We start from the raw sequence: 26,974 nt of genomic DNA on the forward strand, positions 1-26,974 counted from the left end.
CCCAGGGAAATGGCCAGCGCTGACGATTCTGCTGTCAATGTGGCCTTCGCTAGTTAATGAGCCTGCATGACTCTCGTATTGTTCGTAGATGACAGATTTGTGACAAACGCCGTACCGAGACGATGACGATCCACAGCCATCGTCACGCCGCGACCAGCACCCCGTCCTGAATTGTAACAGCGCGGTCCATGCGGCGCGCAATCTCGAGATTGTGGGTCGCGATCAGTGCCGCCACGCCATCCTCACGCACTAGGTGCTCCAGCATGTCGAACACGTGCTCGGCGGTATGCATGTCGAGGTTCCCGGTCGGCTCATCGGCCAGCACGATGGCGGGGCCGTTTGCCAGCGCCCGCGCGATGGCGACCCGCTGCTGTTCGCCGCCGGACAGCTTGGCGGGGCGATGGTCCAGGCGCTCGCCCAGACCGACCCGCTTCAGCAAGACGGTTGCCCGGGTGCGGGCCTCGGCGCGTGACTTGCCGGCGATCATCTGCGGAATGACCACGTTCTCGAGTGCCGAGAATTCCGGCAGCAGGTGATGATACTGGTAGACGAAGCCCATGGTCGTGCGGCGCAAAGCTGTGCGCTTGTCGTCGCTGAGCGCGCGGGTCGGCGTGGCCTTGATGACGACGTCGCCATCCGCCTGATGCTCCAGCAGGCCGCAGATGTGCAGCAGGGTCGACTTGCCCGAACCCGACGGCCCGACCAAAGCCACCATCTCACCCGGGCGCAGCTGCAGATCGGCGCGCTTGATGACTTCCAGCCAGCCATTGCCGGCCTGGCGGAAGCGCTGCTGCACGTTCCTGAGCTCGAGCGCCGGCTCACTCATAGCGCAGCGCCTCCACCGGATCGAGCCGCGCGGCACGCCAGGCCGGGTAGAGCGAGGCCAGCAGCGTCAGTACCAGCGCCATGATCACGATCAGCGTCACTTCCACCGGGTCCACGATCGCCGGCAGCTTCGACAAGAAGTAGATCGTCTCGTTGAACAACGGCACGCCGGTCAACCCTTCCAGCCAGCGGCGGATGGTCTCGATATTGTCAGCGAACGCAGTGCCGAGCAGGCAGCCGAGGAACGTGCCGATCACGCCGATGCTGGCGCCGGACAGCAGGAACACCCGCAGGATCGCGCCGCGCGTTGCGCCCATGGTGCGCATGATGGCGATGTTCCGCCCCTTTTCCTTCACCAGCATGATCTGCCCGGAGATGATATTGAACGCGGCGACGATGATGATGAGGGTGAGGATGAGGAACATCACGTTCCGCTCCACCTCGACTGCGCCGAACAGATCGGCATTCAGCGCCTGCCAATCCGTGAGGCGGAATCCGGCCCCGAGCGTCTTGGCGAGCTCCCGCTTGACCAGTCCGACATCCTCGATGTTGTTGACCATCACTTCCATGGCGCTCGCGGCACTCTTTTGCTGGAAGTAGAGCTGTGCCGCCTCGAGCGGGATGAAGGCGAAAGACGCGTTGTATTGCGACATGCCGACATCGAAGATGGCGACCACGCGGAACTCCTTGATGCGCGGGATCGTGCCCATCATGGTGGCCTGCGTCTTCGAAGAGATCGCCTTGAACTCCGATCCGACGGTGAGGCCGAGATTGCGGGCCATGCCGACGCCGATCATCGCGGCGTCCTCGCCCTTGAAGTCGTCGAGCGAGCCTTCGATCACGCCGTTCGCGATCAAGGTGCGATTGCGCAGATCCTCCGCCCTGTAGCCGCGCATATAGGCGCCGTTGCCCACGCCGTTGGCGGATATGAACACTTCGCCGTCGATCATCGGCGCGACGCTCTGCACGCCCGGCAAACCCTTCACCCGATCGACGATCTCCTGATAGTTCTTGAGCGGCCCCTGCATGGAGTTGATGGTGATGTGGCTCTGCACGCCGAGGATGCGGCCAAGCAGCTCGGCTCGGAAGCCGTTCATCACGCTCATGACCACGATCAGCGTGCCGACGCCGAGCGCGATACCCAGCAGCGAGAAGCCAGCGATGACGGAGACGAAGCCCTCCTCGCGGCGCGCGCGCAGATAGCGGAAGGCGACGAGGCGTTCGAACGCGGAAAAGATCATGCGCCCAGCCGCTCGAGCGCCGCGTCGACGCTGAGCTCGACCTTCTCGCCCGTCTTGCGGTTCTTCATCTCGACCAGGCCCTTGGCCGCGCCGCGCGGGCCGACCACGAACTGCCAGGGCAAGCCGATCAGGTCCATCTCCGCAAACTTGGCACCGGCGCGCTCGTCGCGATCATCATAGAGCACCTCGACGTTCGCGTTCCTGAGCTTGGCGTAGATGTCCTCGCACATCCGGGTCGCGGCAGCGTCGTCGACCTTGATGTTGATCAGCCCGACCTTGAACGGCGCCACGCTCTCCGGCCAGACGATGCCGTTCTCGTCATGGCTGGCCTCGATGATGGCTGCCGGCATGCGCGAGACGCCGATGCCGTAGGAGCCCATGTGGACGGTGAGCGGATTGCCGTCCTTGTCCTGCACCTGTGCCTTCAGCGGCTCCGAATACTTGGTGCCGAAATAGAAGATATGGCCCACTTCGATACCGCGCCCGACATACCGCTGCCCCGCATCGGCCACCTCCTTCTCGAATGCCGACTGGTCGTGCTTTTCATCGGTGCGCGCGTAGAGCGACGTGAAGTGTTTCACCACGCCTTCCACCTCGGAAGGATTCTCGTAGTTGATGTCCTTGCCGAGCACGTCGTAGTCCAGGAACTTGCGGTCGCAATAGACCTGGCTCTCGCCGGTGTCGGCCAGGACGATGAACTCGTGGCTGAGATTGCCGCCGATCGGCCCGGTTTCCGCTTCCATCGGAATCGCGTGCATGCCCATGCGCGCGAAGGTGCGCAGATAGGCGACGAAGAACTTGTTGTAGGAGCGCTTGGCACCCTCGTAATCCATGTCGAAGGAATAGGCGTCCTTCATCAGGAACTCGCGCCCACGCATCACGCCGAAGCGTGGCCGCACCTCGTCACGGAACTTCCACTGAATGTGATAGAGCATCTTCGGCACATAGCGATACGACTTGATCGAATCGCGGAAGATCTGCGTGATCTGCTCTTCGTTGGTTGGGCCGTAGAGCATCTCGCGGTCGCGCCGGTCCTTGATGCGCAGCATCTCCTTGCCGTAGGCATCGTAGCGGCCGGACTCCTTCCAAAGGTCGGCCGACTGGATGGTCGGCATCAGCACCTCCTGGCAGCCGGCGCGGTCCTGCTCTTCCCGCACGATCTGCTCGACCTTCTTCAGCACCTTGAAGCCGAGCGGCAGCCACGAATAGATGCCCGCGCTCGCCTGGCGGATCATGCCGGCGCGCAGCATCAGACGATGCGAGACGATCTCGGCCTCGGCTGGATTTTCCCGGAGGGTGGGCAGGAAGAACTGGGATGAACGCATCTGGCCTCGCTAACGGCGCCTTTGAGAATTAACAGGAATCCGGGCGGAATTTAGGCAAACGGCGCTGCCCTGTCCACGAGTTATGCTTCGAAATTTAGTGTCTTCCTGAAGCGCGCTCTGGTTGTATAGTTTTTAGCGTTGCACGTTGCTCAATCGCAAGGGTCTCAAATGTCTGTTACTGTCAGGCCAGATACTGCTAAGCGGGACTACTCCGGCGCCATCGCGGACCTTGTAAAAGCAATTGCTGCAGCCGGGATGACGGCGTTTACCGCCGACACCATTACTGCCGGACAAGCAATTGCAGCTGCGGTACCGCGTCTAATCGACATGACTCTTGCACTCACGAAAAGGAAAGACATCCCGCTCGGTGCTACAGTATGGACCCTGATAAGAGCGGCGTACGTCGCTAGTCTTACTAGGTTTTTGGGTAATGCTGAACTTGCTCGTCGGCCGAAGGGCAAGGAATTGGAAACCCTTGTCGCAAGTTTGCTGCAGCGGATCGACATACTTGCAGACCAATCACCGCAAGTAATATCGGCGGATTGCCTTCAGTCACCTCTGAAGATAGCGGTGCTCCGCGATGCGGCAAGCCAAATTCCTCACGAACTAAAGCCATTCAATCCAAAGATGAGTCCAACCGAACTCCGGAAGAAGTTCGAGTCGAACCTCTTTGAGGGATTGGCGGATGTTAGAGACCGCCAGCCAGATGAGTTTCGGAAGCTGGAGGACTCTCTTTCCGGCCCTCTGTCGCTAGAAATCGATCGCCGCAAAGCCAAGGTCAGACACCATGAATAATCTATTGGCAGAAATGGTGTGCTGCTACAGGTTTAGACAGCGAAGCTTTGAGCTTCTCCGAATTGCCCACCACGGGCCACTCACTAATGAGATCCATCGGTTCTTTTCCGATGAAGTCCGACTTCGATTCAATGGCTGGAGGAACGCGCGAAATCAGCTTGAAGGTCAAGTCGTCCCCTTGGTCAACTGGGTTCTGAAGAATGGCATGCCTGTACACCGCGTCCTCTCTGCTGCGGATGAGACACCTTTTGTCGTTTATGATCGCGCTGAGCGGCGCGCTACAGATGTATTGTGGGCTTTCTTCCAGGATTTAGCAGATCAAAGCTTTCAGGCAGGGAGCTTTCGCAAGCAAACGGCGGGCGGATGGCAGTCAGGGCCCGTTTCGCTGCAGTGGCCAGCAATAAGCAGCTTCTCCTCTCTACTCTTTAGGCTATGCGATCATACTCACGCTGCCAACACAGGGCGTATTGCAACTTTCAACTACCTTGATCTACGAAACCAAGATGTAAGCGCCTTGAACAACCGCACTATTCTGTCTCTGAGATCGCCGAGAAGCAGCTCGCCTACAATGTGGCTTGAGCTTTCACTTGGGGCTGTCAACCTGAGCGGCACACGGTTGTTTAGCGCAAGTCTGCAGGGTGTCAATTTGGCAAGGTCAGATCTCAGTGGAGCGCGCCTTGGCCGCTCCGACTTAAGCGGCGCAAGTCTTGAGGAGTCTGATCTACGTGAGGCCGACTTAACACTGGCGAAGTTGGAAAGCGCAAACCTAATCAAAGCCGACCTCTCAGGCGCCAACCTAAGTGGTGCTTGGATTGCTGGAGCAAGACTCAATCATGCGAAACTTGCGAAGTGCAGGTTTTCCCCGTCGTTTCTCGTCTTGGTAACATTTCGAATGTCCGATGTATCGCGGGTCGCATACTTTAGAAGAACCGATCTGAGATCTGCCGACCTTCGAAATGCGGATCTTAGTGAATGCGATTTCAAAAATTGCATACTTCATAATGCCTTTCTCTCTGCAGCAAACTTAAGCAATTCGAACCTGGCATTAGCTTCGACGACCAAGACGCATTTTTCTGACGCGAATATCGCCGGAGCCCAAATACCTAAGTCTACCTTGAGCTCTGCGAATTTCTCTGAAAGCCAAATTGCTCAAGCTTTGATCTTGGACGAATCAGCAGTTGAGGAGCAGCGTAAGCAGCTCAGAAAATCAATGAACGATGAGATTGAGAGATTTCCTTTGAGGAATGTTTCCGTCCTAACCATAAGCGACGAAGAGGTATTTGCTTGAGTGAAGTCAGGACAACTTCCAAGAGGAGCAACGACCGGAACGAATTTCAGTCTGGCTCGCCCCGTTCCCGGCAAGCCTCTTCCAGGGCGGCGATCTCCGGGTCGGCCAGCACCTGGTCCTGGAAATAGACCTGATTGCCCCTGACCGAGACCACCCCGACCAGGGCAGTGGCGTCGTACAGCACCGAATTGGCGGGAATAGCGAATTTGTCCTGAATCAGCACTTCGATGGGGATATAGATCACGTCCGGCAGCTCGATCTGCGCACCGCCGCCGAGATCCGCCGGCATCACCGGCTGGCCGTGCACATCGACGCCCGGCTGATACGTGACGTCAGCCGCCGGTTCGTGCCGCACCAGCCGCTCGCAGTCTCGGCGCGAAATGGCGATCTCCGCGTTGGCCGGAAGGGCCCACGTGAGCGCCAATAGGACCAGTGCGATGGATCCCGCTATCCGCATGGCGTTGATGCTAGCATGCAGCCGGGAAGCGCGCGATCACAGTCGCACGACGTGGACTTTGGTGACCGGCTTCTTGTCGTAAGCCTTGTGGAACCATCGGCGCGCCGCCAGGCGGCAGACCTCCGTCAGCTCCTCGGTATCTTGCAGCTGACCGCGCGACAGCCCTTCGATGGCGTCGGTGACCGCCTCGGACATCCGTGCGGATGCGTCGTCTGCCAGCCCTGCGCCGTCCAGCAGCCCTTCCAGACTGACCTGCGGCAGCGCGAGCAGCGCCCCCTGCTTGTCCAGCACCACCGACACCATGATGAGGCCGTTGAAGCTCATGCGATGGCGATGGCGCAGAATATCCCCTTCCAGCCGGACCAGCGCCTTGCCGTCGAGCCCTAGCCGCCCGCACGGGACAGCGGCGACGATCTCCGCCGGCCCGGGGGCCAAGCGGATCATCGCGCCGTTGGCGGCCTCCAGCGCCTGCGGCACCTGGCATTCCCTGGCCAGCGCCACATGTTCCTTGATGTGGCGCGCTTCGCCATGGACCGGGATCGCGATCTGCGGCCGGACCATCTGGTACATCTCGATCAGCTCATCGCGCGCCGGATGGCCGGAGACGTGGACGGCTTCCTCGCGGTCGGTGATGACCCGCACATCGAGGTGCGTCAGCTCGTTCTGCAGACGCGCGATCGCCTTCTCGTTGCCCGGTATGGTGCGCGAGGAGAAGATCACCGCATCGCCCGGGTCCAGCGTCACGTGCGGATGCTCCTTGCGTGCGATGCGGGCCAAGGCGGAGCGCGGTTCTCCCTGGCTGCCGGTGCAGATCATCAGGATCTTGTCGCGTGGAAAATAGCCGACATCGTGCTCGGCCACGAACTCCGGCAGTCCCTTCAGATAGCCGTTCTCCTGCGCCGAAGCGACCATGCGCCAAAGCGAGCGGCCGACCAACGCCACCTGCCGTCCATGCTCCATCGCGACATGGGTGATGGTTTCCAGACGTGCGACATTGCTGGCGAAGCAGCCGACGGCGATTCGGTTTTTCAGCCCACCAATGACCTCGCGCAGCGACTCCCGCACGTCCCCTTCCGAGCCGGAGGCACCCTCGACGAACACATTGGTGGAATCGCAGACCATCGCCAGCACGCCGCCTTCGCCCAGCCTGCGCAAGGCCGCTTCGTCCGTCACCTCGCCGACCAATGGCGTCGGGTCGAGCTTCCAGTCACCGGTGTGCAGAACGGCGCCCAATGGCGTGCGCACGACCACCGCGTTCGGCTCCGGAATCGAATGCGTAAGCGTGATGAGCTCGACCTCGAACGGCGCCAGCGACACCTTGCCCGACATCGGAATGAGCGTGATCGGCGCCTCGCGCGCCAGACCCGCTTCCTCCAGCTTGCGGCGCAGGACCGACGCCGTGAATGGCGTCGCATAAAGCGGGCATTTCAGCTGTGGCCAAAGGTACGGCACCGCGCCGATGTGATCCTCGTGCGCGTGGGTGAGGACAAGGCCGACCAGGTCCCTAGTGCGCTCCTTGATGAAGGAGATGTCGGGCATGATGACCTCGATGCCCGGCGTCGATTCATCGCCGAAGGTGACGCCGAGATCGACCATCAACCATTTGCCGGCATGACCGTAGAGATTGAGGTTCATGCCGATTTCGCCCGCCCCGCCCAGGGCGAGGAACAGCAGCTCGTCGGACTTGGGCGAGAAGGCGTCGGTCATCCGCCGCTATTCCGGCGATAGATCTCAATGAGGCCGCGCGTGGTGATCTCCTGGTCCAGGTGCTGCAGCACCGGCGTGCCGCCGTGGAACAGGGGCGCCAGGCCGCCGGTCGCGATCACTTCAAGGGGCGCGCCGAATTCCGCCCGGATGCGCGCGACAATGCCCTCGATCAACCCGACATATCCGAAGAAGATACCGGATTGCATGGCCGTCAGCGTGTCCTTGCCGATGGCCTTGGCCGGCCGCTCCACGGCGATGCGCGGCAGCTTCGCCGTCATGCTGTGCAGGGCTTCGAGACTGAGGTTGATGCCTGGCGAGATCGCGCCGCCCACGTAGTTGCCGTCGCCGTCGACCACGTCGAACGTCGTGGCGGTTCCGAAATCCACCACGACCAGCGGCTTCATGTAGCGCACGTGGCCGCCGACGGCGTTGGCCAGGCGATCCGCCCCGACATCCTGGGGCGACATATCCATCAGCACCTTGATGCCGAGCTTCACCGCGGGATCGCCGACTACCAGCGGCGTCGTCTTCAAGTGCTTCTCGCACAGCATGGTCAGGTGAAACAGGCTTTGCGGCACGACCGTTGCAATGATCGCGCCATCGATCTGGCCGAGCGACATGCCCGACATCTGCATCAGCTGGTTCAGCCAGACCACGTACTGGTCCGCGGTGCGCGCGGGATCCGTCTTCAGCCGCCAATCGGTGACCATGCGATCGCCTTCGCAGATCGCAAACTTGACGTTGGTGTTGTTGGCGTTGATCGTCAGCAGCATGCCTCAGTCCTTCCGCAGCGCCGGGAAGTATACATCGCCCGCGGCGATGCGCCGCTCCGTCCCGTCGGCCAGCACCAACCGCAAGGTCCCGTCCGGCTCCAGGTCCTGGAATATGCCGGTGAGGGTCTCGCGCTCCAGGCGTACTTCAATCGTGCCGCCAAGGCCAGCTGCGCGGCGGCGCCAGGCAGGCAGCACAGCCGAGAAGCCATCCGCCTCCCACACGTCATGGAGCGGCGCGAAGGCTGCCAGGAGGCGTTCGAGCAACGACTGGGCGGAGATCGGCGGCGCACCTTCGGCGACCAGGTCCGTTGCCGGATAAGGCGTGTCTTCCGGGTGGCCGACGATGTTGACGCCGACGCCGATCACGACAAATCCCTGCTGGGCTTCCAGCAAGGTGCCGCTCGCCTTGCGGACGTTGATCAGGAGGTCGTTGGGCCATTTGTGCTGGACCAGCGTGTCGGCTGGCAGCAGCGCTTCGGCGACGTCGCCCATCGCGGTGACGGCGGCGAACCCCAGCGCCGCGACTTCCGCGATCGGCCGCGCCGGCCGCAGCAGGAGCGAGGCATGGAGATTGCCCGCGGGCGACGTCCAGGAACGGCCGCGCCGGCCACGGCCCGAGGTCTGGCGATCGGCCCGAATCACCAGGCCGGCAGCCTCCCCCGTCAAGGCACGCAGGCGGCAGGCTTCGTTGGTGCTGTCGATCTCCGCAACCTGTTCGATCCGGAAAGCGAAGCTCATTCCGGGAAGAGCGAGGCCGCCGCCGCGATGGCGGAGTTCTGCAGCGGATTGATGAAGAGAATGCCGATCACGACCACCGCCAGCGAGCTCGCGAGCACGAGCTTGAGCGAACCGTCCACCCGGTCAAAGGCGGTCACCGCCTCGTCGAAATACATCACCTTGATGACCCGCACATAATAATAGGCAGAGACCACACTGGCGACGACGCCGATGACGGCCAGCACATAGAGGCCCTGATTGACGGCGGCCGCAAACACCATCCACTTACCGAAGAAGCCAACCAGCGGCGGGATGCCGGCCATCGAGAACAGTATGGCGGCGAAGATGTGCGCGAGCCACGGCTGGCTCTTGGCGAGGCCGGAGAGGTCGGCGATCTCTTCCACCATCTGGCCCTTCTGGCGCATCGCCAGGATCACGGCGAAGGAGCCGAGCGTCATCGGCACATAGACCGCCATGTAGAACAGCAGTCCCGAGACCCCCTGCGGCGTGCCGGCAGCCAAACCGACCAGCGCATAGCCGATGTTGCCAATGGAGCTGTACGCCATCAGGCGCTTGATGTTGCGTTGACCAATGGCGGCGAAGGCGCCGAGCAGCATCGAGGCAACCGAGACCGCGAAGATGATTTGCTGCCACTGCGGCGTCAGGCCGCCGAAGGCATCGACCAGCACGCGGGTGAACAAGGCAATCGCGGCCACTTTCGGGGCCGCCGAGAAGAACGCGGTTATGGGCGTCGGCGCGCCTTCATAGACGTCCGGCGTCCACATATGGAACGGAACCGCCGAGATCTTGAAGGCCAGACCTGCGCACAGGAACACAAGACCGACAATGAGGCCGAGGGACGGCTCCGTCGCTCCGCTCAACGCCGTCGACAGCCCGGCGAAGCTGACCGTGCCCACGAAGCCATAGATCATCGAAGCGCCGTAGAGCAGCATGCCCGAGGACAACGCGCCGAGGACGAAGTATTTGAGGCCGGCTTCGGTCGACTTCACCGTATCGCGCCGGATGGCAGCCGTGACATAGAGCGCCAGGCTCTGCAGCTCGAGACCGACATACAGCGAGATCAGGTCGTTGGCCGAGATCATCAGCATCATGCCGAGGGTCGCGAGCAGCATCAGCAGCGGCAGCTCGAACCTGGCCATCCCTTCCCGCTCCGCATAGGAGAACGACATCCACACCGACGCCATGGCGGCGATCAGCGCCAGCACCTTGGCGAACACCGCGAACCTGTCGACGATGAAGTGACCGTTGAAGGCGAGCTGCGGCACGGTCGAGACGTCGATGCCAAGCATCGCCACGATGGCCACGCCCATCACGAGCATCGACAGCAGCCCGATCAGCCGCATGGCCCGGTCGCCGGTGTAGGCGCCCACGAGCAACAGCACCATCGCGGAGACGGCGACCCATATTTCCGGCAAAGCGGCGTGGAGATTGAGCTCGGCCATTATTGCTGTCCCTCTGCCGGTGCCGCCGGAGCAGGCCCTGGGGTGGCCGGCTCGGTCGTTGTCGGTTCGGCCGGCGCGGCTTCGGCCGGCGCAATGAGCGACCCCGGCTGCGTCGGGCCGACCGCCACCTCGTAGTTGGAGATCAGCTGATCGATCGTCGGGCCAGTGATGGCCGTGAAGCTCGACGGATAGATGCCCATCCACAGCACGATCAGGATCAGCGGCACAAAGATCGTCACCTCGCGTGGGCTCAAATCCAGCATCGCCTTGACGTCGTCCTTCTCCAGCTTGCCGAAGATGACGCGGCGATAGAGCCACAGCATGTAGGCGGCACCCAGGATGATGCCCGTCGTAATGAAGAAGGCAACCCAGGTGCTGGCCTTGAACACGCCGACCATCACCAGGAACTCGCCAATGAAGCCGCTGGTGCCCGGCAGGCCGACCGAGGCCATGGTGAAAATCATGAAAGCGAAGGCATAGCGCGGCATGTTGTTGACCAACCCGCCATAGCGCGCGATCTCGCGGCTGTGCAGCCGGTCATAGACCACGCCGACGCAAAGGAAGAGCGCGCCGGAGACGATGCCGTGGCTCAGCATCTGGATCATCGCGCCTTCGACTCCTTGTCGGTTGAGCGCGAAGGTGCCCGCGGTCACGAAGCCCATGTGCGCGACTGATGAATAGGCGATCAGCTTCTTCATGTCGGTCTGCGCCAGCGCCACCAGCGATGTGTAGATGACGGCGACGATGCTGAGGCCGAACACCAGCGGCGCCAGGGTAGTCGAGGCGTCCGGCAGCATCGGGATCGAGAAGCGCAGGAAGCCGTAGCCGCCCATCTTCAGCAGCACACCGGCCAGGATCACGGAGCCCGCCGTCGGCGCCTCGACATGCGCATCCGGCAGCCAGGTGTGCACCGGCCACATCGGCACCTTCACCGCGAAGGAGGCGAAGAATGCCAGCCACAGCCAGATCTGCAGCTGCGGATCGAACTTGGTGGTCATCAGGGTCGGAATGTCAGTCGTGCCCGCCTGGTCGTACATGGTCAGGATCGCGACCAGCATGAGAACGGAGCCGAGCAGCGTGAACAGGAAGAACTTGAACGCCGAGTAGACCCGGCGCGGCCCGCCCCACACGCCGATGATGATGAACATCGGGATCAGCACGCCCTCGAAGAACACGTAGAAGGCGACGAAATCGAGCGCGCAGAAGGTGCCGACCATGAAGGTCTCAAGCACCAGGAACGCGATCATGTATTCCTTCACGCGCGTCTCGATCGCTTCCCAGCTCGCCAGCACGCAGATCGGCGTCAGCAGCGTACAGAGCAGCACGAACGGCATGGAAATGCCGTCGACGCCCATGCGGTAGGTGATGTTGAGCGCCGGGATCCACTCGGCGCGCTCCTCGAACTGGAAGCCGGGATTGGAGCGATCGAAGCCGAACCACAGCAGCAGGGACAGCAGGAAAACGGCGCCTGAAGTCCACAGCGCGACCCAGCGGGCGTTGCGCGCGACATGCTCGTCCTCGCCGCGGATGCCGGCGATGAAGATCGCGCCCACCAGCGGCAGGAAGGTGAGGATGGTCAGGAGATGAGGAATATTGGTCACGACGATCTCACCAACCGCTGCCGAACAGATACCAGGTGACGAGGATAACGACGCCGATCAGCATCGCGAACGCATAGTGATAGACATAGCCGGACTGCAGCCTGGTCGCCTGCCTGGCGACGTCCTGCGAGACGTTGGCGATGCCGTCGGGGCCCAGGCGGTCGATGATCGCGCCGTCCCCGCCCTTCCACAGGCCGAAGCCGAGGCGCTTCGCCGGCTCCACGAAGATGGCCTCGTAGAGCTCGTCGAAATACCACTTGTTGAGCAGGAAGCGGTACAACCCGCCGAACGTCCCGGCGAGCCGCGCCGGCAGGTCTGTCCTGAACATGTAGAAGAGGTACGCGAGCGCGATCCCCGCAATGCCGACAACCAGCGGCGAGAGCTTCACCCACGTCGGCACGTCGTGCGCGTGGTGGGTGACCTCGTTCCCCTCCGCGAACAGGATCGAGGCGCCCCAGAACGCTTCCATCGTCTCGCCTACGAACTTGTCGTAATAGACGAAGCCCGCGAATACCGCGCCGATCGCCAGCACGATCAGCGGCGCCAGCATCACCCACGGGCTCTCATGCACGTGGTGGTAGGTCTCGTGATCGGCGCGCGTTTCGCCGTGGAACGTCATCAGGATGAGGCGCCAGGAATAGAACGCCGTCATCATCGCCGCGCTGACGCCGAGCCAGAACGCGAAGGTGCCCGCGCCGGTATGCGCCGCGAAGGCCGACTCGAGGATGATGTCCTTGGAATAATAGCCGGCGAAGAACGGAATGCCAGCCAGCGCCAGGCTGCCGATCCACATGAGGCCGTAGGTCCAGGGGATCAGCTTCCAGATGCCGCCCATCTTGCGCATGTCCTGCTCGTCCGACATGGCGTGGATGACGGAACCCGCGCACAGGAACAGCAGCGCCTTGAAGAAGGCATGGGTGAAGAGGTGGAACATGGCGGCGCCATACGCGCCGACACCCGCCGCGAAGAACATGTAGCCGAGCTGGCTGCAGGTCGAATAGGCGATGACGCGCTTGATGTCGTTCTGCACTAGGCCGACGGTGGCCGCGAAGAACGCCGTCGCGGCGCCGACGATGGTCACGATCATCTTGGCGTCCGGCGCGTATTCGAACATCGGCGACAGGCGGCACACCATGAAGACGCCCGCTGTCACCATGGTCGCGGCATGGATCAGGGCCGATACCGGCGTCGGGCCTTCCATTGCGTCCGGCAGCCAGGTGTGCAGGAGGAGCTGCGCCGATTTGCCCATCGCGCCGATGAACAGCAGGATGCAGAGCGTGGTCAGGATGTCGACGTCCCAGCTCAGGAAATGGAACGTCTGGCCGACCTTCTCCGGGGTCGCGGCGAACACGGCATCGAAGCCGACCGTCCCGAACAGCAGGAACACGCCCATGATGCCGAGGGCGAACCCGAAATCGCCTACGCGGTTGACGATGAAGGCCTTGATTGCCGCGGCATTGGCGCTCGGCCGGTGGAACCAGAATCCGATCAGCAGATACGAGCAGAGGCCGACGCCTTCCCAGCCGAAGAACATCTGCATGAAGTTGTCTGCCGTCACCAGCATCAGCATGCAGAAGGTGAAGAGGCTGAGGTAGGCCATGAAGCGCGGCTTGGACTCGTCGTGCCCCATATAGCCGATGGAATAGACGTGCACCATCGACGACACAGTGGTGACCACCACCAGCATGACCGCGGAAAGCTGGTCGACGCGGACCGCCCAGCTCGCCTCGAACGTGCCGCTCTCGAACCAGGTGAAGAGCTCGGTCACGCGCGGATTGCCGTCGTAGCGCAGGAACACGATCCAGGACAGCACGAACGACACCAGCATCAAGCCGCTGGTGATCCAGTTCGCCCCACGATCGCCGAGCCGGCGATTGCCGAGGCCCGCGATCAGCGCGCCGAGCAGCGGCAGTGCAACAATTGCGACGTCCATCGCGCCCCTACCCCTTCATCACGTTGAGATCTTCGACGGCGATGGAGCCGCGATTGCGGAAATAGACCACGAGGATGGCAAGGCCGATCGCCGCCTCCGCCGCGGCGACGGTGAGGACCAGCATGGCGAAGACCTGCCCCACCATGTCCCCCAGGAAGCTCGAGAACGCCACCAGGTTGATGTTGACCGAGAGCAGGATGAGCTCGACCGACATCAGGATGATGATGACGTTCTTGCGATTGAGGAAGATGCCGAACACGCCGATCGTGAACAGGATGGCGGCGACGGTCAGGTAGTGCGTCAGCGTGATTTCCCACATGGCGTCAGATCCCCGTCCCGGTCGGCACTTTCTTGATCTCGACGGAGCGCCGGTCGCGCGCCAGCTGGGCGGCGATACGCTGCCGCCTGACACCTTCGCGCTCGCGATGCGTCAGCACGATGGCGCCGATCATGGCGATCAGCAGCACCACGCCCGCCGCCTGGAACAGATAGAAGTAGTCGGTGTAGAGGATATTGCCCAACGCCTCGGTATTCGTGACGCCGGCCGGCATCGGCGAGCCGCCGAGCGCCCCGGCCGCCGGGCTCATCGCGCCGCTCGACACCACGAAGATGATCTCCGCCACCAGAACGATGCCGACAACGGCGCCGATTCCCGCATAGCGCACAAAGCCCTGGCGCAACTCGGCGAAATTGATGTCCAGCATCATGACCACGAACAGGAACAGGACGGCGACCGCGCCGACATAGACCACGACCAGCATCATGGCCAGGAACTCGGCGCCCAGCAGCACGAACAGGCCGGCGGCATTGAAGAAGGTCAGGATCAGGAACAGCACCGAATAGACCGGATTGCGGTTCGCAACAACCAGCACGCCGCTCACGATCAAGACCGCGGCGAACACATAGAAGGAGAGTGCCTGAACGATCATCCCGTTCCCCTCAGCATCGTCCGCCGATCAGCGGTACGGCGAGTCCGACTGCAGGTTGGCAGCGATTTCCGCTTCCCAGCGATCGCCGTTCGCCAGCAGTCTTTCCTTGTTGTAGAAGAGCTCTTCCCGCGTCTCGGTCGCGAACTCGAAGTTCGGCCCCTCGACGACGGCATCCACCGGACAGGCCTCCTGGCACAGGCCGCAATAGATGCACTTGGTCATGTCGATGTCGTAGCGCGTGGTGCGCCGGCTGCCATCCGCCCGCGGCTCCGCCTCGATGGTGATGGCGAGCGCCGGGCACACCGCCTCGCACAGCTTGCAGGCGATACAGCGCTCTTCCCCGTTCGGATAGCGGCGCAGCACATGCTCGCCGCGGAAGCGCGGGGACAGCGGCCCCTTCTCATACGGGTAGTTGATGGTCACTTTCGGCCGGAACACGTATTTGAGCGTCAGCCACATGCCGCTCAACAGTTCCTGGAGCAGGAAGCTCTTAGCCGTGCGATTGAGGACGGTCATGACGCTCCCTCACTTGTTCGGCAGCAGATCGAAGAACACCAGCACGCCGGACGTCACCACGACGGCGGCGAGCGAAACCGGCAGGAACACCTTCCAGCCGAGGCGCATGAGCTGGTCATAGCGGTAGCGCGGGAAGGTCGCGCGCACCCACAGGAAGCAGAAGGCGACGAAGCCGATCTTGGCCGCGAACCACAAACCGTGCCAGATGATCTGTCCGACGCTGCCATCGGCGAACGGCTCCCATCCGAAGATCGGCAACCAGCCGCCGAGGAACAGGAGCGAGGTCATGGCGCTCATCAGCCAGATGTTGGCGTATTCGCCAAGGAAGAACAGCGCGAAGGTCATCGCCGAATATTCGGAGAAGTAGCCCGCCACCAGCTCCGATTCCGCTTCCGGGAGATCGAACGGCGGGCGGTTGGTCTCGGCCAGGGCCGAGATGAAGAAGATCACCGCCATCGGCAGCAGCGGGACCACAAACCAGATGCTCTGCTGAGCCCGCACGACGTCGGACAGATTCAACGACCCGACGCACAGCAGCACCGTCACCAGCACGAAGCCGATCGAGACTTCGTAGCTCACCATCTGCGCGGCCGAGCGCAAGGCACCCAGGAATGGGTATTTCGAGTTGGACGCCCATCCGGCCACAACCACGCCGTAGACACCAAGCGACGAGATCGCGAACAGATAGAGGATGCCGACATTCAGGTCGGCGATCACGATGCCCTCACCGAACGGAATCGCCGCCCAGGCGATCAGGCTCAGCGTGAAGGTGATCATCGGCGCAACCAGGAACGGAATGCGGCTGGCGCCCGAAGGAATGATAGTCTCCTTGAACATCAGCTTCAGGCCGTCGGCAATCGGCTGCAGCAGGCCCCACCACCCCACCACGTTCGGACCGCGACGCATCTGCATCGCCGCCATCACCTTGCGCTCGGCATAGGTGAGATACGCGACCGCCAGCAGCAGCGGCAGCACGATCGCGAGGATCTGGATCAGGATGATGACCGTCGGCCAGGCGTAGGAGGACCAGAAATCAACCATGGGTGCCGGTCCCCGTCATGGGCGCCACGAAGGCGTCGGTGCATCTGGCCATGGTCTCGGATGCGCGGCTGATTGGATCGGTCATGTAGTAGTTCGCGATCGGCAGGTGGAAGGCGCGCGCCGTCACGGCGCCGGTCCTGCCGAAGGTCTCCCACTTCGCCGGCACGATCGCGCCCAGTTGCTGGAGATTCGGCGCTGCCTTGAACAAGGCGCGGCGCAACTGCTCCAGGGTGTCATAGGGCAACGTATGTCCGAGCTTTTCCGACAAGGCACGCAGGATCGCCCAATCCTCCTTGGCCTCGCCGAGCGGTTCGATAGCGGGTTCCGCAATCTGCGCCCTACCCTCGGTATTCATGTAGATGCCGGACTTTTCAGTATAAGCCACACCTGGCAGCACCACGTCCGCGCGATGCGCACCGGCGTCGCCATGGTGGCCCTGATAGACCACGAAAGCCTTGCCCAGCCTGGTCATGTCGATCTCATCGGCGCCAAGCAAGTAAACGAAATCGATCTCGCCCTTCGCCGTCCCCTCCAGGATGCCGGCGACGTTGCGGCCGTTCGGCTGCGGCACGAACCCGATCTCCATGCCGCCGACGCGCGCCGCTGCAGTCTGGAGCACGCTGAAGCCGTTCCAGTCCTCGCGCACCAGATTGCAGGTGTCGGCCAGCTTACGCGCGGTGCCGAGCATCGCCGCACCTTCCGGACCGCGCAGGGCGCCCTGCCCCAGGATCAGCATCGGGGACTTGGCGTTCTTCAGCACGTCCGCGAAGGCATGCGCGCCCGACGCAACCTGTCCCAGCACATCGGCGGTCTGGCCGAGATGCTGATACGGATAGGTCAGGTCGAGCTTCGGCCCAATCACGCCGATCTTGAGCCCGCCCTTCAGATACCGCTTTCGGATGCGAGCGTTCAGCACCGGCGCTTCCCAGCGCGGATTGCTGCCGACGATCAAGATGGCATCGCCCTTCTCGATGCCGGCGATGGTCGAATTGAACAGCCAGGATGCGCGCGCATTGGGATCGAGCGCTGCGCCGTCCTGGCGGCAGTCGAGGTTGGGCGAGCCGAGTTCGGTCATCAGCCCCTTCAGCGCGAACATCGATTCGGCATCGGCGAAGTCGCCGGCGATCGCCGCCATGCGATTGCCCGGCAGGCCGGTCACGCGGTTCGCGATCGCCTCCAGGGCCGCCGGCCAGGTCGCCGGCGTCAACTTGCCATCGACGCGCAGATAGGGCCGGTCCAGCCGCTGCCGCCGCAGACCGTCCACGGCATAGCGCGACTTGTCCGCCAGCCATTCCTCGTTCACGTCGTCGTTGACGCGCGGCAGGATGCGCAGCACCTCGCGACCGCGCGAATCGATGCGGATCGCCGAGCCGACCGCATCCATGACGTCGATCGACTGCGTCTTGCGCAGCTCCCACGGCCGCGCAATGAAGGCATAGGGCTTGGAGGTCAGCGCACCGACCGGGCAGATATCGACCAGGTTGCCGGAGAGCTCCGAGTTGATCGTCTTCTCGACGTAGGTCGTGACCTCCATGTGCTCGCCACGACCGGTCGCGCCAAGAATCTCGACGCCCGCCACCTCGGTCGCGAAGCGGATGCACCGCGTACACTGGATGCAGCGGGTCATGATCGTCTTGACGATCGGCCCGAACTCCTTGTCGGGGACCGCGCGCTTCTCCTCGCGATAGCGCGAGGAGTGATAGCCGTAGGCCATCGCCTGATCCTGCAAGTCGCACTCACCGCCCTGATCGCAGATCGGGCAATCGAGCGGGTGGTTGATCAGCAGGAATTCCATCACGCCCTGGCGCGCCTTCTTCACCACCGGCGAATCTGTCTTGATCACCATGCCCTCGGCGACCGGCATGGCGCAGCTGGCGATCGGCTTCGGCGCCTTCTCTTGCTCGACCAGGCACATGCGGCAATTGCCGGCGACCGACAAGCGCTCGTGATAGCAGAAACGCGGGATCTCCTTGCCGGCCATTTCGCAGGCCTGCAGCACGGTAATGCCAGCCGGCACTTCGATCTCGATCCCGTCGATGGTCATCTTTGGCATGGGTTCGCTCTTACTCGGCTGCCTTGGTCACGCCAGCCTGCCGATCGCGATACGCGCGGATGCGGCGCTCGACGTCGGGTCGGAAGTGGCGGAACAGGCCCTGGATCGGCCAGGCCGCCGCATCGCCCAGGGCGCAGATGGTGTGGCCTTCGACCTGCTTGCTGACGTCGAGCAGCAGGTCGATCTCGCTCACCTCCGCTTCGCCGCGCACCATGCGTTGCATCATGCGATACATCCAGCCGGTGCCCTCGCGGCATGGCGTGCACTGGCCGCAGCTCTCATGCATGTAGAAGTGCGACAGGCGCGAAATCGCTTCGACGATGTCTGTCGACTTGTCCATCACGATGACGGCCGCGGTGCCAAGGCCGGATTGCACGGCGCGAAGCGAGTCAAAGTCCATCAGCACGTCGTCGCAGATCGACTTGGGGATCACCGGCACGGACGAACCGCCGGGGATGACGGCGAGCAGATTGTCCCAGCCGCCGCGGACGCCGCCGCAATGCCGCTCGAGCAGTTCCTTGAGCGGAATGCCCATCTCCTCTTCCACGGTGCAGGGCTTGTTCACGTGGCCGGAGATGCAGAACAGCTTGGTCCCCGTATTCTTCGGGCGGCCGAGTGCTGCGAACCAGCCAGCGCCGCGGCGCAGGATGGTTGGCGTGACCGCGATCGATTCCACGTTGTTGACGGTCGTCGGGCAGCCATAGAGGCCGACTGCTGCTGGGAACGGCGGCTTCAGACGCGGCATGCCCTTCTTGCCCTCGAGGCTCTCGATCAGCGCCGATTCCTCGCCGCAGATATAGGCTCCGGCGCCGCGATGCAGATAGATGTCGTGGTCGAAGCCCGAATCGCAGGCATTCTTGCCGATGAGGCCGGCATCGTAGGCCTCGTCGATCGCGGCTTGCAGATGGACCGCCTCATTATAGAACTCGCCGCGGATGTAGATGTAGGTGGCAACCGCGCCCATGGCGAAGCCGGCGACCAGACAGCCCTCCAGAAGGATATGCGGATCGAACCGCATGATCTCGCGGTCCTTGCAGGTGCCGGGCTCGGACTCGTCGGCATTCACCACGAGGTATGCCGGCCGCCCATCCGACTGCTTGGGCATGAACGACCACTTGAGGCCAGTCGGGAACCCTGCTCCACCGCGCCCGCGCAGGTCCGACTTCTTGACCTCGTCAATGATGGCTTCGCGCCCGCGCGCGAGCAGGTCCTTGGTGTTGTCCCAGATGCCGCGACGACGCGCACCGGCCAGGCGCCAATCATCCTGGCCGTAGAGATTGAGGAAGATGCGATCCTGGTCTTTCAGCATGATCGGGTCACTCAGCCGGCGCGCCAGTCGGGCGCGCGATCTCTTTCAGCGTGGTCGGGCCACCTGCGGGCTCGGCACCCTTGCGGCCGCTCTGCGAGCCGAACGGCGGCACGCGCCCGGCGGCAAGCTCGTCCAGGATCCATTCCAGCCTCTTGGGGTCGAGGTCCTCGTAGAAGTCGTCGTTGATCTGCACCACCGGCGCATTCGCGCAGGCGCCGAGGCACTCGACTTCGATCAGCGAGAACAGACCGTCCTTCGTGACTTCCTTGAGGCCGATGCCGAGCTTCTTCTTGCAGGTTTCCGTCATCTGATCTGCGCCGCGCAGCCAGCACGGCGTGGTGCGGCAGACCTGCAGGTGATACTTCCCGACCGGCTCCAGGTGGAACATGGTGTAGAAGGTCGCGACCTCGTAGACACGGATCGGCGCCATATCGAGGATCTCGGCGACGTGGTCCATCGCCGCGCGCGGCACCCAGCCAACCTGGCGCTGCGCCAGATAGAGCAACGGCAATACGGCGCTCGCCTGCCTGTCGGTCGGATACTTCGCGATGATACGATCCGCCTCCGCCCGGTTCTCGGGCGTGAAGGCGAAGTTCGCCGGCTGCAGCACGTCCTTGTTGTCGCCGCCACTCATCGATCGACCTCGCCAAACACAATGTCCATGGAGCCGAGGATCGCCACCGAATCCGCCAGCATGTATCCCTTGGAACAGAATTCCATCGCCTGCAGATGCGCGAATCCCGGCGCGCGGATCTTGCAGCGATAGGGTTTGTTGCTGCCGTCGGAGATGAGATAGACGCCGAATTCGCCTTTCGGCGCTTCGATCGCCGTGTAGGTTTCGCCCGCCGGCACATGGAAGCCCTCGGTATAGAGCTTGAAATGGTGGATCAGCGCTTCCATCGAGCGCTTCATCTCCGACCGCGGCGGCGGCGTCACCTTGCGGTCGACCGACGTTGCGGGACCACCCGGCATGTTCTGGATGCACTGGTGCATGATCTTCAGCGACTGGCGCATCTCTTCCATGCGCACGAGGTAACGATCGTAGCAGTCGCCGTTTTTGCCGACCGGGATGTCGAAATCCATCTTGTCATAGACGAGATAAGGCTGCGCCTTGCGGAGATCCCACGGCACACCGCTGGCGCGCAGCATCGGACCCGTGAAGCCCCAGGCGATCGCATCTTCGGCGCTGACCACACCGATATCGACCAGGCGCTGCTTGAAGATGCGGTTTTCCGTCAGCAGTTCTTCGAGATCGTCGACGACCTTCGGGAACTGCTCCGTCCAAGCCCAGATGTCATCGAGCATGCCTGCAGGGAGATCCTGATGCACGCCGCCCGGACGGTAGTAGTTGGCGTGCATGCGCGCACCGCTGGCGCGCTCATAGAACTCCATCAGCAGCTCGCGCTGCTCGAACGCCCAGAGGAACGGCGTGACCGCGCCGACATCCATCGCATATGCGGGGATGTTGAGCAGGTGATTCAGGATGCGCGTGATCTCATCGAACAGCACGCGGATATACTGCCCACGTGCCGGCACCTCGACGCCAAGCAGCTTCTCGATGGCCAGCACGAAAGCATGCTCTTGCGCCATCGGCGACACGTAATCGAGGCGATCGAAATAGGGAATCGCCTGCAGATAGGTCTTGTATTCGATCAGCTTCTCGGTGCCGCGGTGCAGGAGGCCGATGTGCGGGTCGATGCGGCGCACCACCTCGCCATCCATTTCCATCACCATGCGCAACACGCCGTGCGCAGCCGGGTGCTGCGGCCCGAAATTCACGGTGAGCGGCTTGATCAGGGTCTCGGCCATCTTACGGCGCCTTCTCGTCGCCCGGCAGGCGGCGCGGATGCAACATGCCTTCCCACGGGCTCTCAAAATCGAATGTGCGGAACTCCTGCCGGAGCTTCACCGGCTCATAGATCACACGCTTCTGCCTCACGTCGTAGCGGACCTCGACATAGCCGGTGAGCGGGAAATCCTTGCGGAACGGATGCCCCTCGAAGCCGTAATCGGTCAGGATGCGGCGCAGATCCGGATTGCCTTCGAAGAAGACGCCGTAGAGGTCGTACGCCTCGCGCTCGAACCAGCCTGCAGTCGGCCACAGATCGACGACCGACGGGACCGATTCGTCCTCGTTCGCCGGCACCTTCACGCGGATGCGGTAGTTGTGCTTGAGGCTCAGCAGATGGTAGACGACGTCGAAGCGCTGCTCGCGGTCGGGATAGTCGACACCGCAGATGTCGAGCAGCATCTCGAAGCGGCAGTTGCTGTCGTTGCGCAGGAACTTCATCACCTTGATGAGATTCCGGGGCGCGCAGGTGACCATCAACTCGCCGAGCTTCACGTCGACCGTGTCGATCGACGGGCCAAGCGCCGCCGCGATGAAATCGCCAAGTTCGCGATAGACAGTGCTCATGCGTGTCCGCCCCGCCCCAACCTCTGCCTAACGCGCGATAGTCGTCGTGCGGCGGATCTTCTTCTGCAGTTGCAGAATACCGTAGACCAACGCCTCCGCGGTGGGCGGGCAGCCTGGCACATAGATGTCCACCGGAACGATTCGGTCGCAGCCGCGCACGACCGAGTAGGAATAGTGATAGTAGCCGCCGCCATTGGCGCAGGAGCCCATGGAGATAACCCAGCGCGGCTCCGCCATCTGGTCATAGACCTTGCGCAAGGCCGGCGCCATTTTGTTGCACAGCGTGCCCGCGACGATCATCACGTCGGACTGGCGCGGCGTGCCACGGGGCACCACACCGAAGCGATCGAGGTCGTAGCGCGCCATGTAGGCGTGCATCATCTCGACCGCGCAGCAGGCCAGGCCAAAGGTCATCGGCCAGAGCGAGCCGGTGCGCGCCCAGTTCACGAGCTTGTCGAGCTGCGCGACCACGAAGCCGCGATCGGAGAGTTCATCCGTGACCGCCTTCAGGACCAGGTCCTGATCCGCGCCGGGGGGTAGCGGCTGAGGCGCTCGCACGAGGTTTACGCTTACTTGGGCATTCGCCATTTCGTTACTCCCACTCCAGCGCGCCCTTCTTCCACTCGTAGATAAATCCAATGGTGAGCACGCCGAGGAAAATCATCATCGACCAGAAGCCGAACATCCCGATGTTGCTGAGCGAAACAGCCCAGGGGAACAGAAATGCCACTTCGAGGTCGAAAATGATGAATAGGATCGAGACCAGGTAGAACCGTACGTCGAATTGCCTGCGGGCGTCGTCGAACGCCTCGAATCCGCACTCGTACGGCGACAACTTCTCCGAATCCGGCTTCTGCCGCGCCAGGACCAGTGAGGCAATCACCATGATCCCGGACAATCCGGCAGCCACGATGATGAATATCAGGACTGGCAGATACTCGCGTAGAAGCTCGTTCATTCAATCACCCGAGACCGGCCAATCGGCGAACGCCGCCGGCCCTCCATCGCCCATCCCGCGGCACTGGCAGAAACCGCGAACGGGACCCGACTCATCCCCGTCAAAGCGGCGACACTATAGTGCCCAATGTCGCAGTGCGAAAGCGTAAAAAGCGCTGCAGCAAATCGCAAAAATGCGTTTGTTTCTCGGCGGTTATCTGGGAAACAGCGCAGACGCAAACGGGTTGCGGAGGGCGGGAAATGGCGCGAGTGACGGGACTTGAACCCGCGGCCTCCGGCGTGACAGGCCGGCGCTCTAACCAACTGAGCTACACCCGCGCAATGGCCACCAACTTTGCGGTCGCGGTGAAATATATGATGCACCCTAGAGTGTCAACAATCCTTCGGCGCTAACCCACTAGCGAATCATACGCTCGACTGTCGCCGGATCGAGGCCGTTTTCAGCCACATGGCGGCGAAATCTCTCAAGCCGCGTGAACACGTCCTCGAATCCGATCTGCTGGCCGCGCTCATCGGTATAGATAAGTGCTCCGCGGGTCACGAAAAAGGTCGTCATGCCGGTTTTCGGGTCGGCTTCTAGCGTGTGGATTTCGCCGGGCGGCTCATAGACGAAGGTCCCCTCGCCTGCCACCCAATCGTGCTCCAGATAACGCCAGGAGCCCTTCAGCACGAAGGCATGCACCGGCCCCGTGTGATAGTGGCATTTGAGCCGCCCGCCCGGCCGGATGGCGAGCAGATTGGCCCAGGCTCCATTGGTGCAGTCGAACAGCAGCGGCCGCTGCCGCACATCGTCGGTCAGCTGGATCCAGTGCTTATTGTCGCCCTCGGTGTCGATGACCAGCTCGCTCATCAGATTGACGGCGGAGAAGATGTGCGGACTGGCCAAGTCAAACCTCCTGCTGGGCGGCAACGCGTTGGCGGCGGCTCTCATACAGGGTGGCGCCGATGATTGCGGAGAGAATGAGCACCCCGCCAGCCACCGTGCCGGACGGCGGCTGCTCGCCGTGCACCAGCAAGACCCAGAACGGATTCAATACCACATCCGCCAGGGCGATCAGCATGGCCGGCACCACCGGCACATGCTTGGCCCCCTCCGCGAACAGGATCAGCGGCAAAGCCAACTGCACCAGCCCCATCAGGGCCAAGAGGCCGACTTGCCAGAGCGGCAGGGACGGCAAACCAACGAAGATCACGACGAACGCGAACACCATCAACCCGCCGAGGGCGATGCCGGGAATCATCTCCAGGTCGCGATAGCGCCTGAGCCAGACCGTCTGGCCGGCAAAGCAGAAGGCATAGCCGAGCGAAATGACTGCCGCCGCGAAGCCGGTTGCCAGCGCCGACATTTCGGCCTGGACGACGACCGCGACACCGACGAGCGCAATCACCGTCGCGGCGAGCGAGACCGCCGAGGCCCGCTCGCGCATGACCAGCCACGCCAGCATGGCGGCGAAGAACGGGCTGGTCGCGCCGAGGACGGAGACGCTCGCCACAGTCCCCATGGTGAGGGCATAGACGTAGAGCGTCGAGCCAACCCCGAAGAATGTCCCCACCACGAATAGGGCCTGCGGCTGCTCGGGCCATAGATGGCGCTTAAGATCGCCTCGATAGCGCAGCGCCAGATAGATCAGCAGGCAGATTGCAGTTGCCGGGGCGCGATAGCCGTTGACGCCCCATCCGTCCAGCTCCGGCACCCAACGGACAAACAGGCCGCTCAAGCTCCAGCCCAGGGTCGCCAGGCAGCAGCACGCGATGCCCCAAAGATAACGGCTTCGATATCTGCTGGACCTCGCCGCCGCCCCCATTTCAAACTCTCCCCCAGAAAAGGCCGGCGGACGCTAACCGACCGTTCGCGGCGCCGCTATCGGGCCGCCGACATTGCCCCGACCCTTATCGACCTTGAGCCTGTCAGAACCGTGCTGTATAGACTTGTATATACAACCTAGAGATTTTGTCATGACCGGAACCCGCTTCAACGCCCGCACCATCCGCGCCCCGCGCGGCACCGCCCTCAATGCCAAGTCCTGGCTTACCGAGGCGCCGCTGCGCATGCTGATGAACAACCTCGACCCGGACGTGGCCGAGAACCCGAACGAATTGGTGGTTTATGGCGGCATCGGCCGCGCCGCCCGCAACTGGGAGTGCTTTGACCGCATTGTCGACAGCTTGAAGGCGCTGAGCGAAGACGAGACCTTGCTCATCCAGTCGGGCAAGCCGGTCGGCGTCTTCAAGACTCACAAGGATGCACCGCGCGTCCTGCTCGCGAATTCGAACCTCGTGCCCCATTGGGCGACCTGGGAGCATTTCCGCGAACTCGATGCCAAGGGCCTGATGATGTACGGCCAGATGACCGCCGGTTCCTGGATCTATATCGGCAGCCAGGGCATCGTGCAGGGCACCTACGAGACTTTCGCCGAAGCGGGGCGCCAGCACTATGGCGGCGATCTTAAGGGGCGCTGGATCCTGACCGGCGGCCTCGGCGGCATGGGCGGCGCGCAGCCGCTCGCGGCCACGATGGCGGGCGCTTCGATGCTCGCGGTCGAGTGCGAGCCCTCGCGCATCGAGCGGCGGCTGGAAACACGCTATCTGGACTTCAAGGCGTCTTCACTGGACGAAGCGCTCGCGATGCTCGAACGCGCGAAGAAGGACGGCAAGGCAATCTCCGTTGGCCTGCTCGGCAACGCAGCGGAGATCTTCCCCGAGATCCTGAAGCGCGGCGTGCGACCCGACATGGTGACGGACCAGACTAGCGCGCATGATCCGCTGAACGGCTACCTACCGGCCGGCTGGTCACTCTCCCACGCCGCGGACATGCGGCAGCGCGATCCAGCAGCGGTGGTGAAGGCCGCGAAGGAATCCATGGCGGTACAGGTGCGCGCGATGCTCGGCTTCCACAAGCTGGGCATTCCCGTCTTCGACTACGGGAACAACATCCGCCAGATGGCGAAGGAGACCGGCGTCGAGAACGCATTCGACTTCCCCGGTTTCGTGCCAGCTTACATCCGCCCGCTGTTCTGCCGCGGGGTCGGCCCGTTCCGCTGGGCTGCGCTCTCCGGCGAGCCGGAGGACATCCACCGCACCGATGCCAAGGTGAAGGAGCTGATCCCGAACAACCCGCACCTGCACAACTGGCTCGACATGGCGCAGCAGCGCATCAAGTTCCAGGGCCTGCCGGCACGCATCTGCTGGGTCGGCCTGGGTGAGCGTGCGAAGCTCGGCCTCGCCTTCAACGAGATGGTAGCGAAGGGCGAGCTCAAAGCGCCGATCGTGATCGGCCGCGACCACCTGGATTCAGGCTCGGTCGCCAGCCCGAACCGCGAGACCGAAGGCATGAAGGACGGTTCTGATGCTGTCTCCGACTGGCCGTTGCTCAACGCGCTGCTCAATTGCGCTTCGGGCGCAACCTGGGTCAGCCTGCATCACGGCGGCGGTGTCGGCATGGGCTTCTCGCAGCATTCCGGCATGGTGATCTGCTGCGACGGTACGGCGGAAGCTGCGCGCCGCATCGAGCGCGTGCTGACCAACGATCCTGGCACCGGCGTGATGCGCCATGCCGATGCGGGCTACGACATCGCGATCGATTGCGCGCGCGAGCAGGGTCTGAAGCTGCCGATGGTCAACGGCTGAG

General features: G+C 62.9%; 26 protein-coding genes and 1 tRNA gene. 3 read left to right on the top strand and 24 right to left on the bottom strand.

Going from position 1 to position 26,974, the window contains the following annotated elements:
* Positions 1 to 142: 142 nt before the first annotated feature.
* The 3 genes from DTX69_RS19325 to proS are packed head-to-tail and all read right to left on the bottom strand — an operon-like array spanning position 143 to position 3,391.
* On the bottom strand, positions 143 to 826 hold the full coding sequence (locus DTX69_RS19325; RefSeq protein ID WP_119303193.1) for an ABC transporter ATP-binding protein: 684 nt from the start codon (positions 824 to 826) through the stop codon (positions 143 to 145).
* A complete protein-coding gene (locus DTX69_RS19330; RefSeq protein ID WP_119303194.1) occupies positions 819 to 2,066 on the bottom strand; it encodes a lipoprotein-releasing ABC transporter permease subunit in 1,248 nt (415 codons plus the stop codon). Before DTX69_RS19330 ends, DTX69_RS19325 begins: the two co-directional genes overlap by 8 nt.
* On the bottom strand, positions 2,063 to 3,391 hold the full coding sequence (proS, locus tag DTX69_RS19335) for a proline--tRNA ligase (RefSeq protein ID WP_119303195.1): 1,329 nt from the start codon (positions 3,389 to 3,391) through the stop codon (positions 2,063 to 2,065). Before proS ends, DTX69_RS19330 begins: the two co-directional genes overlap by 4 nt.
* 168 nt (positions 3,392 to 3,559) lie before the next feature.
* Between proS and DTX69_RS19340 the strand changes: the two genes are divergently transcribed.
* Both DTX69_RS19340 and DTX69_RS19345 read left to right on the top strand, forming a co-directional pair.
* Complete coding sequence (locus DTX69_RS19340; protein ID WP_162917362.1) at positions 3,560 to 4,186, top strand: hypothetical protein; 627 nt, start codon at positions 3,560 to 3,562, stop codon at positions 4,184 to 4,186.
* A complete protein-coding gene (locus tag DTX69_RS19345) occupies positions 4,179 to 5,474 on the top strand; it encodes a pentapeptide repeat-containing protein (protein ID WP_119303197.1) in 1,296 nt (431 codons plus the stop codon). The genes DTX69_RS19340 and DTX69_RS19345 overlap by 8 nt, the downstream gene beginning before the upstream one ends.
* Positions 5,475 to 5,520: 46 nt before the next feature.
* Here the strand turns inward: DTX69_RS19345 and DTX69_RS19350 are convergent, their stop codons facing one another.
* From DTX69_RS19350 to DTX69_RS19450, 21 genes are all read right to left on the bottom strand, one after another.
* The gene (locus tag DTX69_RS19350) at positions 5,521 to 5,931 is read right to left on the bottom strand and encodes a hypothetical protein (protein ID WP_119303198.1); all 411 of its coding nucleotides are present in this window, start codon (positions 5,929 to 5,931) and stop codon (positions 5,521 to 5,523) included.
* 36 nt (positions 5,932 to 5,967) lie between these two features.
* Entirely contained in the window at positions 5,968 to 7,638 is a 1,671-nt protein-coding gene (locus tag DTX69_RS19355) for a ribonuclease J (RefSeq protein WP_119303199.1), read from the bottom strand.
* A complete protein-coding gene (locus DTX69_RS19360) occupies positions 7,635 to 8,411 on the bottom strand; it encodes a type III pantothenate kinase (RefSeq protein ID WP_119303200.1) in 777 nt (258 codons plus the stop codon). Before DTX69_RS19360 ends, DTX69_RS19355 begins: the two co-directional genes overlap by 4 nt.
* Before the next feature lie 3 nt (positions 8,412 to 8,414).
* Complete coding sequence (locus DTX69_RS19365; protein ID WP_119303201.1) at positions 8,415 to 9,149, bottom strand: biotin--[acetyl-CoA-carboxylase] ligase; 735 nt, start codon at positions 9,147 to 9,149, stop codon at positions 8,415 to 8,417.
* Positions 9,146 to 10,591 carry an NADH-quinone oxidoreductase subunit NuoN gene (gene nuoN, locus DTX69_RS19370; protein ID WP_119303202.1) on the bottom strand — a complete coding sequence of 482 codons (1,446 nt, stop codon included), beginning with the start codon at positions 10,589 to 10,591 and terminating at the stop codon, positions 9,146 to 9,148. The genes DTX69_RS19365 and nuoN overlap by 4 nt, the downstream gene beginning before the upstream one ends.
* Positions 10,591 to 12,192, bottom strand: coding sequence for an NADH-quinone oxidoreductase subunit M (locus DTX69_RS19375; RefSeq protein ID WP_119303203.1), 1,602 nt, complete (start codon positions 12,190 to 12,192; stop codon positions 10,591 to 10,593). Before DTX69_RS19375 ends, nuoN begins: the two co-directional genes overlap by 1 nt.
* Positions 12,193 to 12,199: 7 nt before the next feature.
* Positions 12,200 to 14,125 carry an NADH-quinone oxidoreductase subunit L gene (gene nuoL, locus DTX69_RS19380; RefSeq protein WP_119303204.1) on the bottom strand — a complete coding sequence of 642 codons (1,926 nt, stop codon included), beginning with the start codon at positions 14,123 to 14,125 and terminating at the stop codon, positions 12,200 to 12,202.
* Positions 14,126 to 14,132: 7 nt separating this feature from the next.
* The gene (gene nuoK, locus DTX69_RS19385; RefSeq protein WP_119303205.1) at positions 14,133 to 14,444 is read right to left on the bottom strand and encodes an NADH-quinone oxidoreductase subunit NuoK; all 312 of its coding nucleotides are present in this window, start codon (positions 14,442 to 14,444) and stop codon (positions 14,133 to 14,135) included.
* A gap of 4 nt (positions 14,445 to 14,448) precedes the next feature.
* Entirely contained in the window at positions 14,449 to 15,054 is a 606-nt protein-coding gene (locus DTX69_RS19390; protein ID WP_119303206.1) for an NADH-quinone oxidoreductase subunit J, read from the bottom strand.
* Positions 15,055 to 15,081: 27 nt separating this feature from the next.
* On the bottom strand, positions 15,082 to 15,570 hold the full coding sequence (nuoI, locus tag DTX69_RS19395) for an NADH-quinone oxidoreductase subunit NuoI (RefSeq protein ID WP_119303207.1): 489 nt from the start codon (positions 15,568 to 15,570) through the stop codon (positions 15,082 to 15,084).
* Positions 15,571 to 15,579: 9 nt separating this feature from the next.
* A complete protein-coding gene (gene nuoH, locus DTX69_RS19400; RefSeq protein WP_119303208.1) occupies positions 15,580 to 16,611 on the bottom strand; it encodes an NADH-quinone oxidoreductase subunit NuoH in 1,032 nt (343 codons plus the stop codon).
* Positions 16,604 to 18,664, bottom strand: a complete 2,061-nt coding sequence (gene nuoG / locus DTX69_RS19405; protein ID WP_119303209.1) for an NADH-quinone oxidoreductase subunit NuoG — start codon at positions 18,662 to 18,664, stop codon at positions 16,604 to 16,606. Before nuoG ends, nuoH begins: the two co-directional genes overlap by 8 nt.
* Before the next feature lie 10 nt (positions 18,665 to 18,674).
* Complete coding sequence (nuoF, locus tag DTX69_RS19410) at positions 18,675 to 19,973, bottom strand: NADH-quinone oxidoreductase subunit NuoF (RefSeq protein WP_119303210.1); 1,299 nt, start codon at positions 19,971 to 19,973, stop codon at positions 18,675 to 18,677.
* 7 nt (positions 19,974 to 19,980) lie between these two features.
* The gene (nuoE, locus tag DTX69_RS19415; protein WP_119303211.1) at positions 19,981 to 20,607 is read right to left on the bottom strand and encodes an NADH-quinone oxidoreductase subunit NuoE; all 627 of its coding nucleotides are present in this window, start codon (positions 20,605 to 20,607) and stop codon (positions 19,981 to 19,983) included.
* Positions 20,604 to 21,782 carry an NADH-quinone oxidoreductase subunit D gene (locus tag DTX69_RS19420; RefSeq protein ID WP_119303212.1) on the bottom strand — a complete coding sequence of 393 codons (1,179 nt, stop codon included), beginning with the start codon at positions 21,780 to 21,782 and terminating at the stop codon, positions 20,604 to 20,606. Before DTX69_RS19420 ends, nuoE begins: the two co-directional genes overlap by 4 nt.
* A 1-nt stretch (position 21,783) precedes the next feature.
* Positions 21,784 to 22,389, bottom strand: a complete 606-nt coding sequence (locus DTX69_RS19425) for an NADH-quinone oxidoreductase subunit C (protein WP_119303213.1) — start codon at positions 22,387 to 22,389, stop codon at positions 21,784 to 21,786.
* A 27-nt stretch (positions 22,390 to 22,416) separates the two neighbouring features.
* Positions 22,417 to 22,977 (bottom strand): NuoB/complex I 20 kDa subunit family protein, encoded by a 561-nt coding sequence (locus DTX69_RS19430; RefSeq protein WP_119303214.1) that lies wholly within the window; start codon positions 22,975 to 22,977, stop codon positions 22,417 to 22,419.
* Positions 22,978 to 22,981: 4 nt separating this feature from the next.
* Positions 22,982 to 23,347 (bottom strand): NADH-quinone oxidoreductase subunit A, encoded by a 366-nt coding sequence (locus DTX69_RS19435; RefSeq protein ID WP_119303215.1) that lies wholly within the window; start codon positions 23,345 to 23,347, stop codon positions 22,982 to 22,984.
* A gap of 240 nt (positions 23,348 to 23,587) precedes the next feature.
* Positions 23,588 to 23,664 (bottom strand) — tRNA-Asp (locus DTX69_RS19440).
* Positions 23,665 to 23,743: 79 nt separating this feature from the next.
* Positions 23,744 to 24,232 (bottom strand): 2,4'-dihydroxyacetophenone dioxygenase family protein, encoded by a 489-nt coding sequence (locus DTX69_RS19445; protein ID WP_162917364.1) that lies wholly within the window; start codon positions 24,230 to 24,232, stop codon positions 23,744 to 23,746.
* Position 24,233: 1 nt separating this feature from the next.
* Positions 24,234 to 25,151, bottom strand: coding sequence for a DMT family transporter (locus tag DTX69_RS19450; RefSeq protein WP_119303217.1), 918 nt, complete (start codon positions 25,149 to 25,151; stop codon positions 24,234 to 24,236).
* Between the two features lie 151 nt (positions 25,152 to 25,302).
* Between DTX69_RS19450 and hutU the strand changes: the two genes are divergently transcribed.
* Positions 25,303 to 26,973, top strand: coding sequence for a urocanate hydratase (gene hutU, locus DTX69_RS19455; RefSeq protein ID WP_119303218.1), 1,671 nt, complete (start codon positions 25,303 to 25,305; stop codon positions 26,971 to 26,973).
* The last annotated feature ends 1 nt before the right edge of the window (position 26,974 follow it).

It is taken from the genome of Dongia deserti (assembly GCF_003574735.1).
Taxonomy (GTDB): domain Bacteria; phylum Pseudomonadota; class Alphaproteobacteria; order Dongiales; family Dongiaceae; genus Dongia_A; species Dongia_A deserti.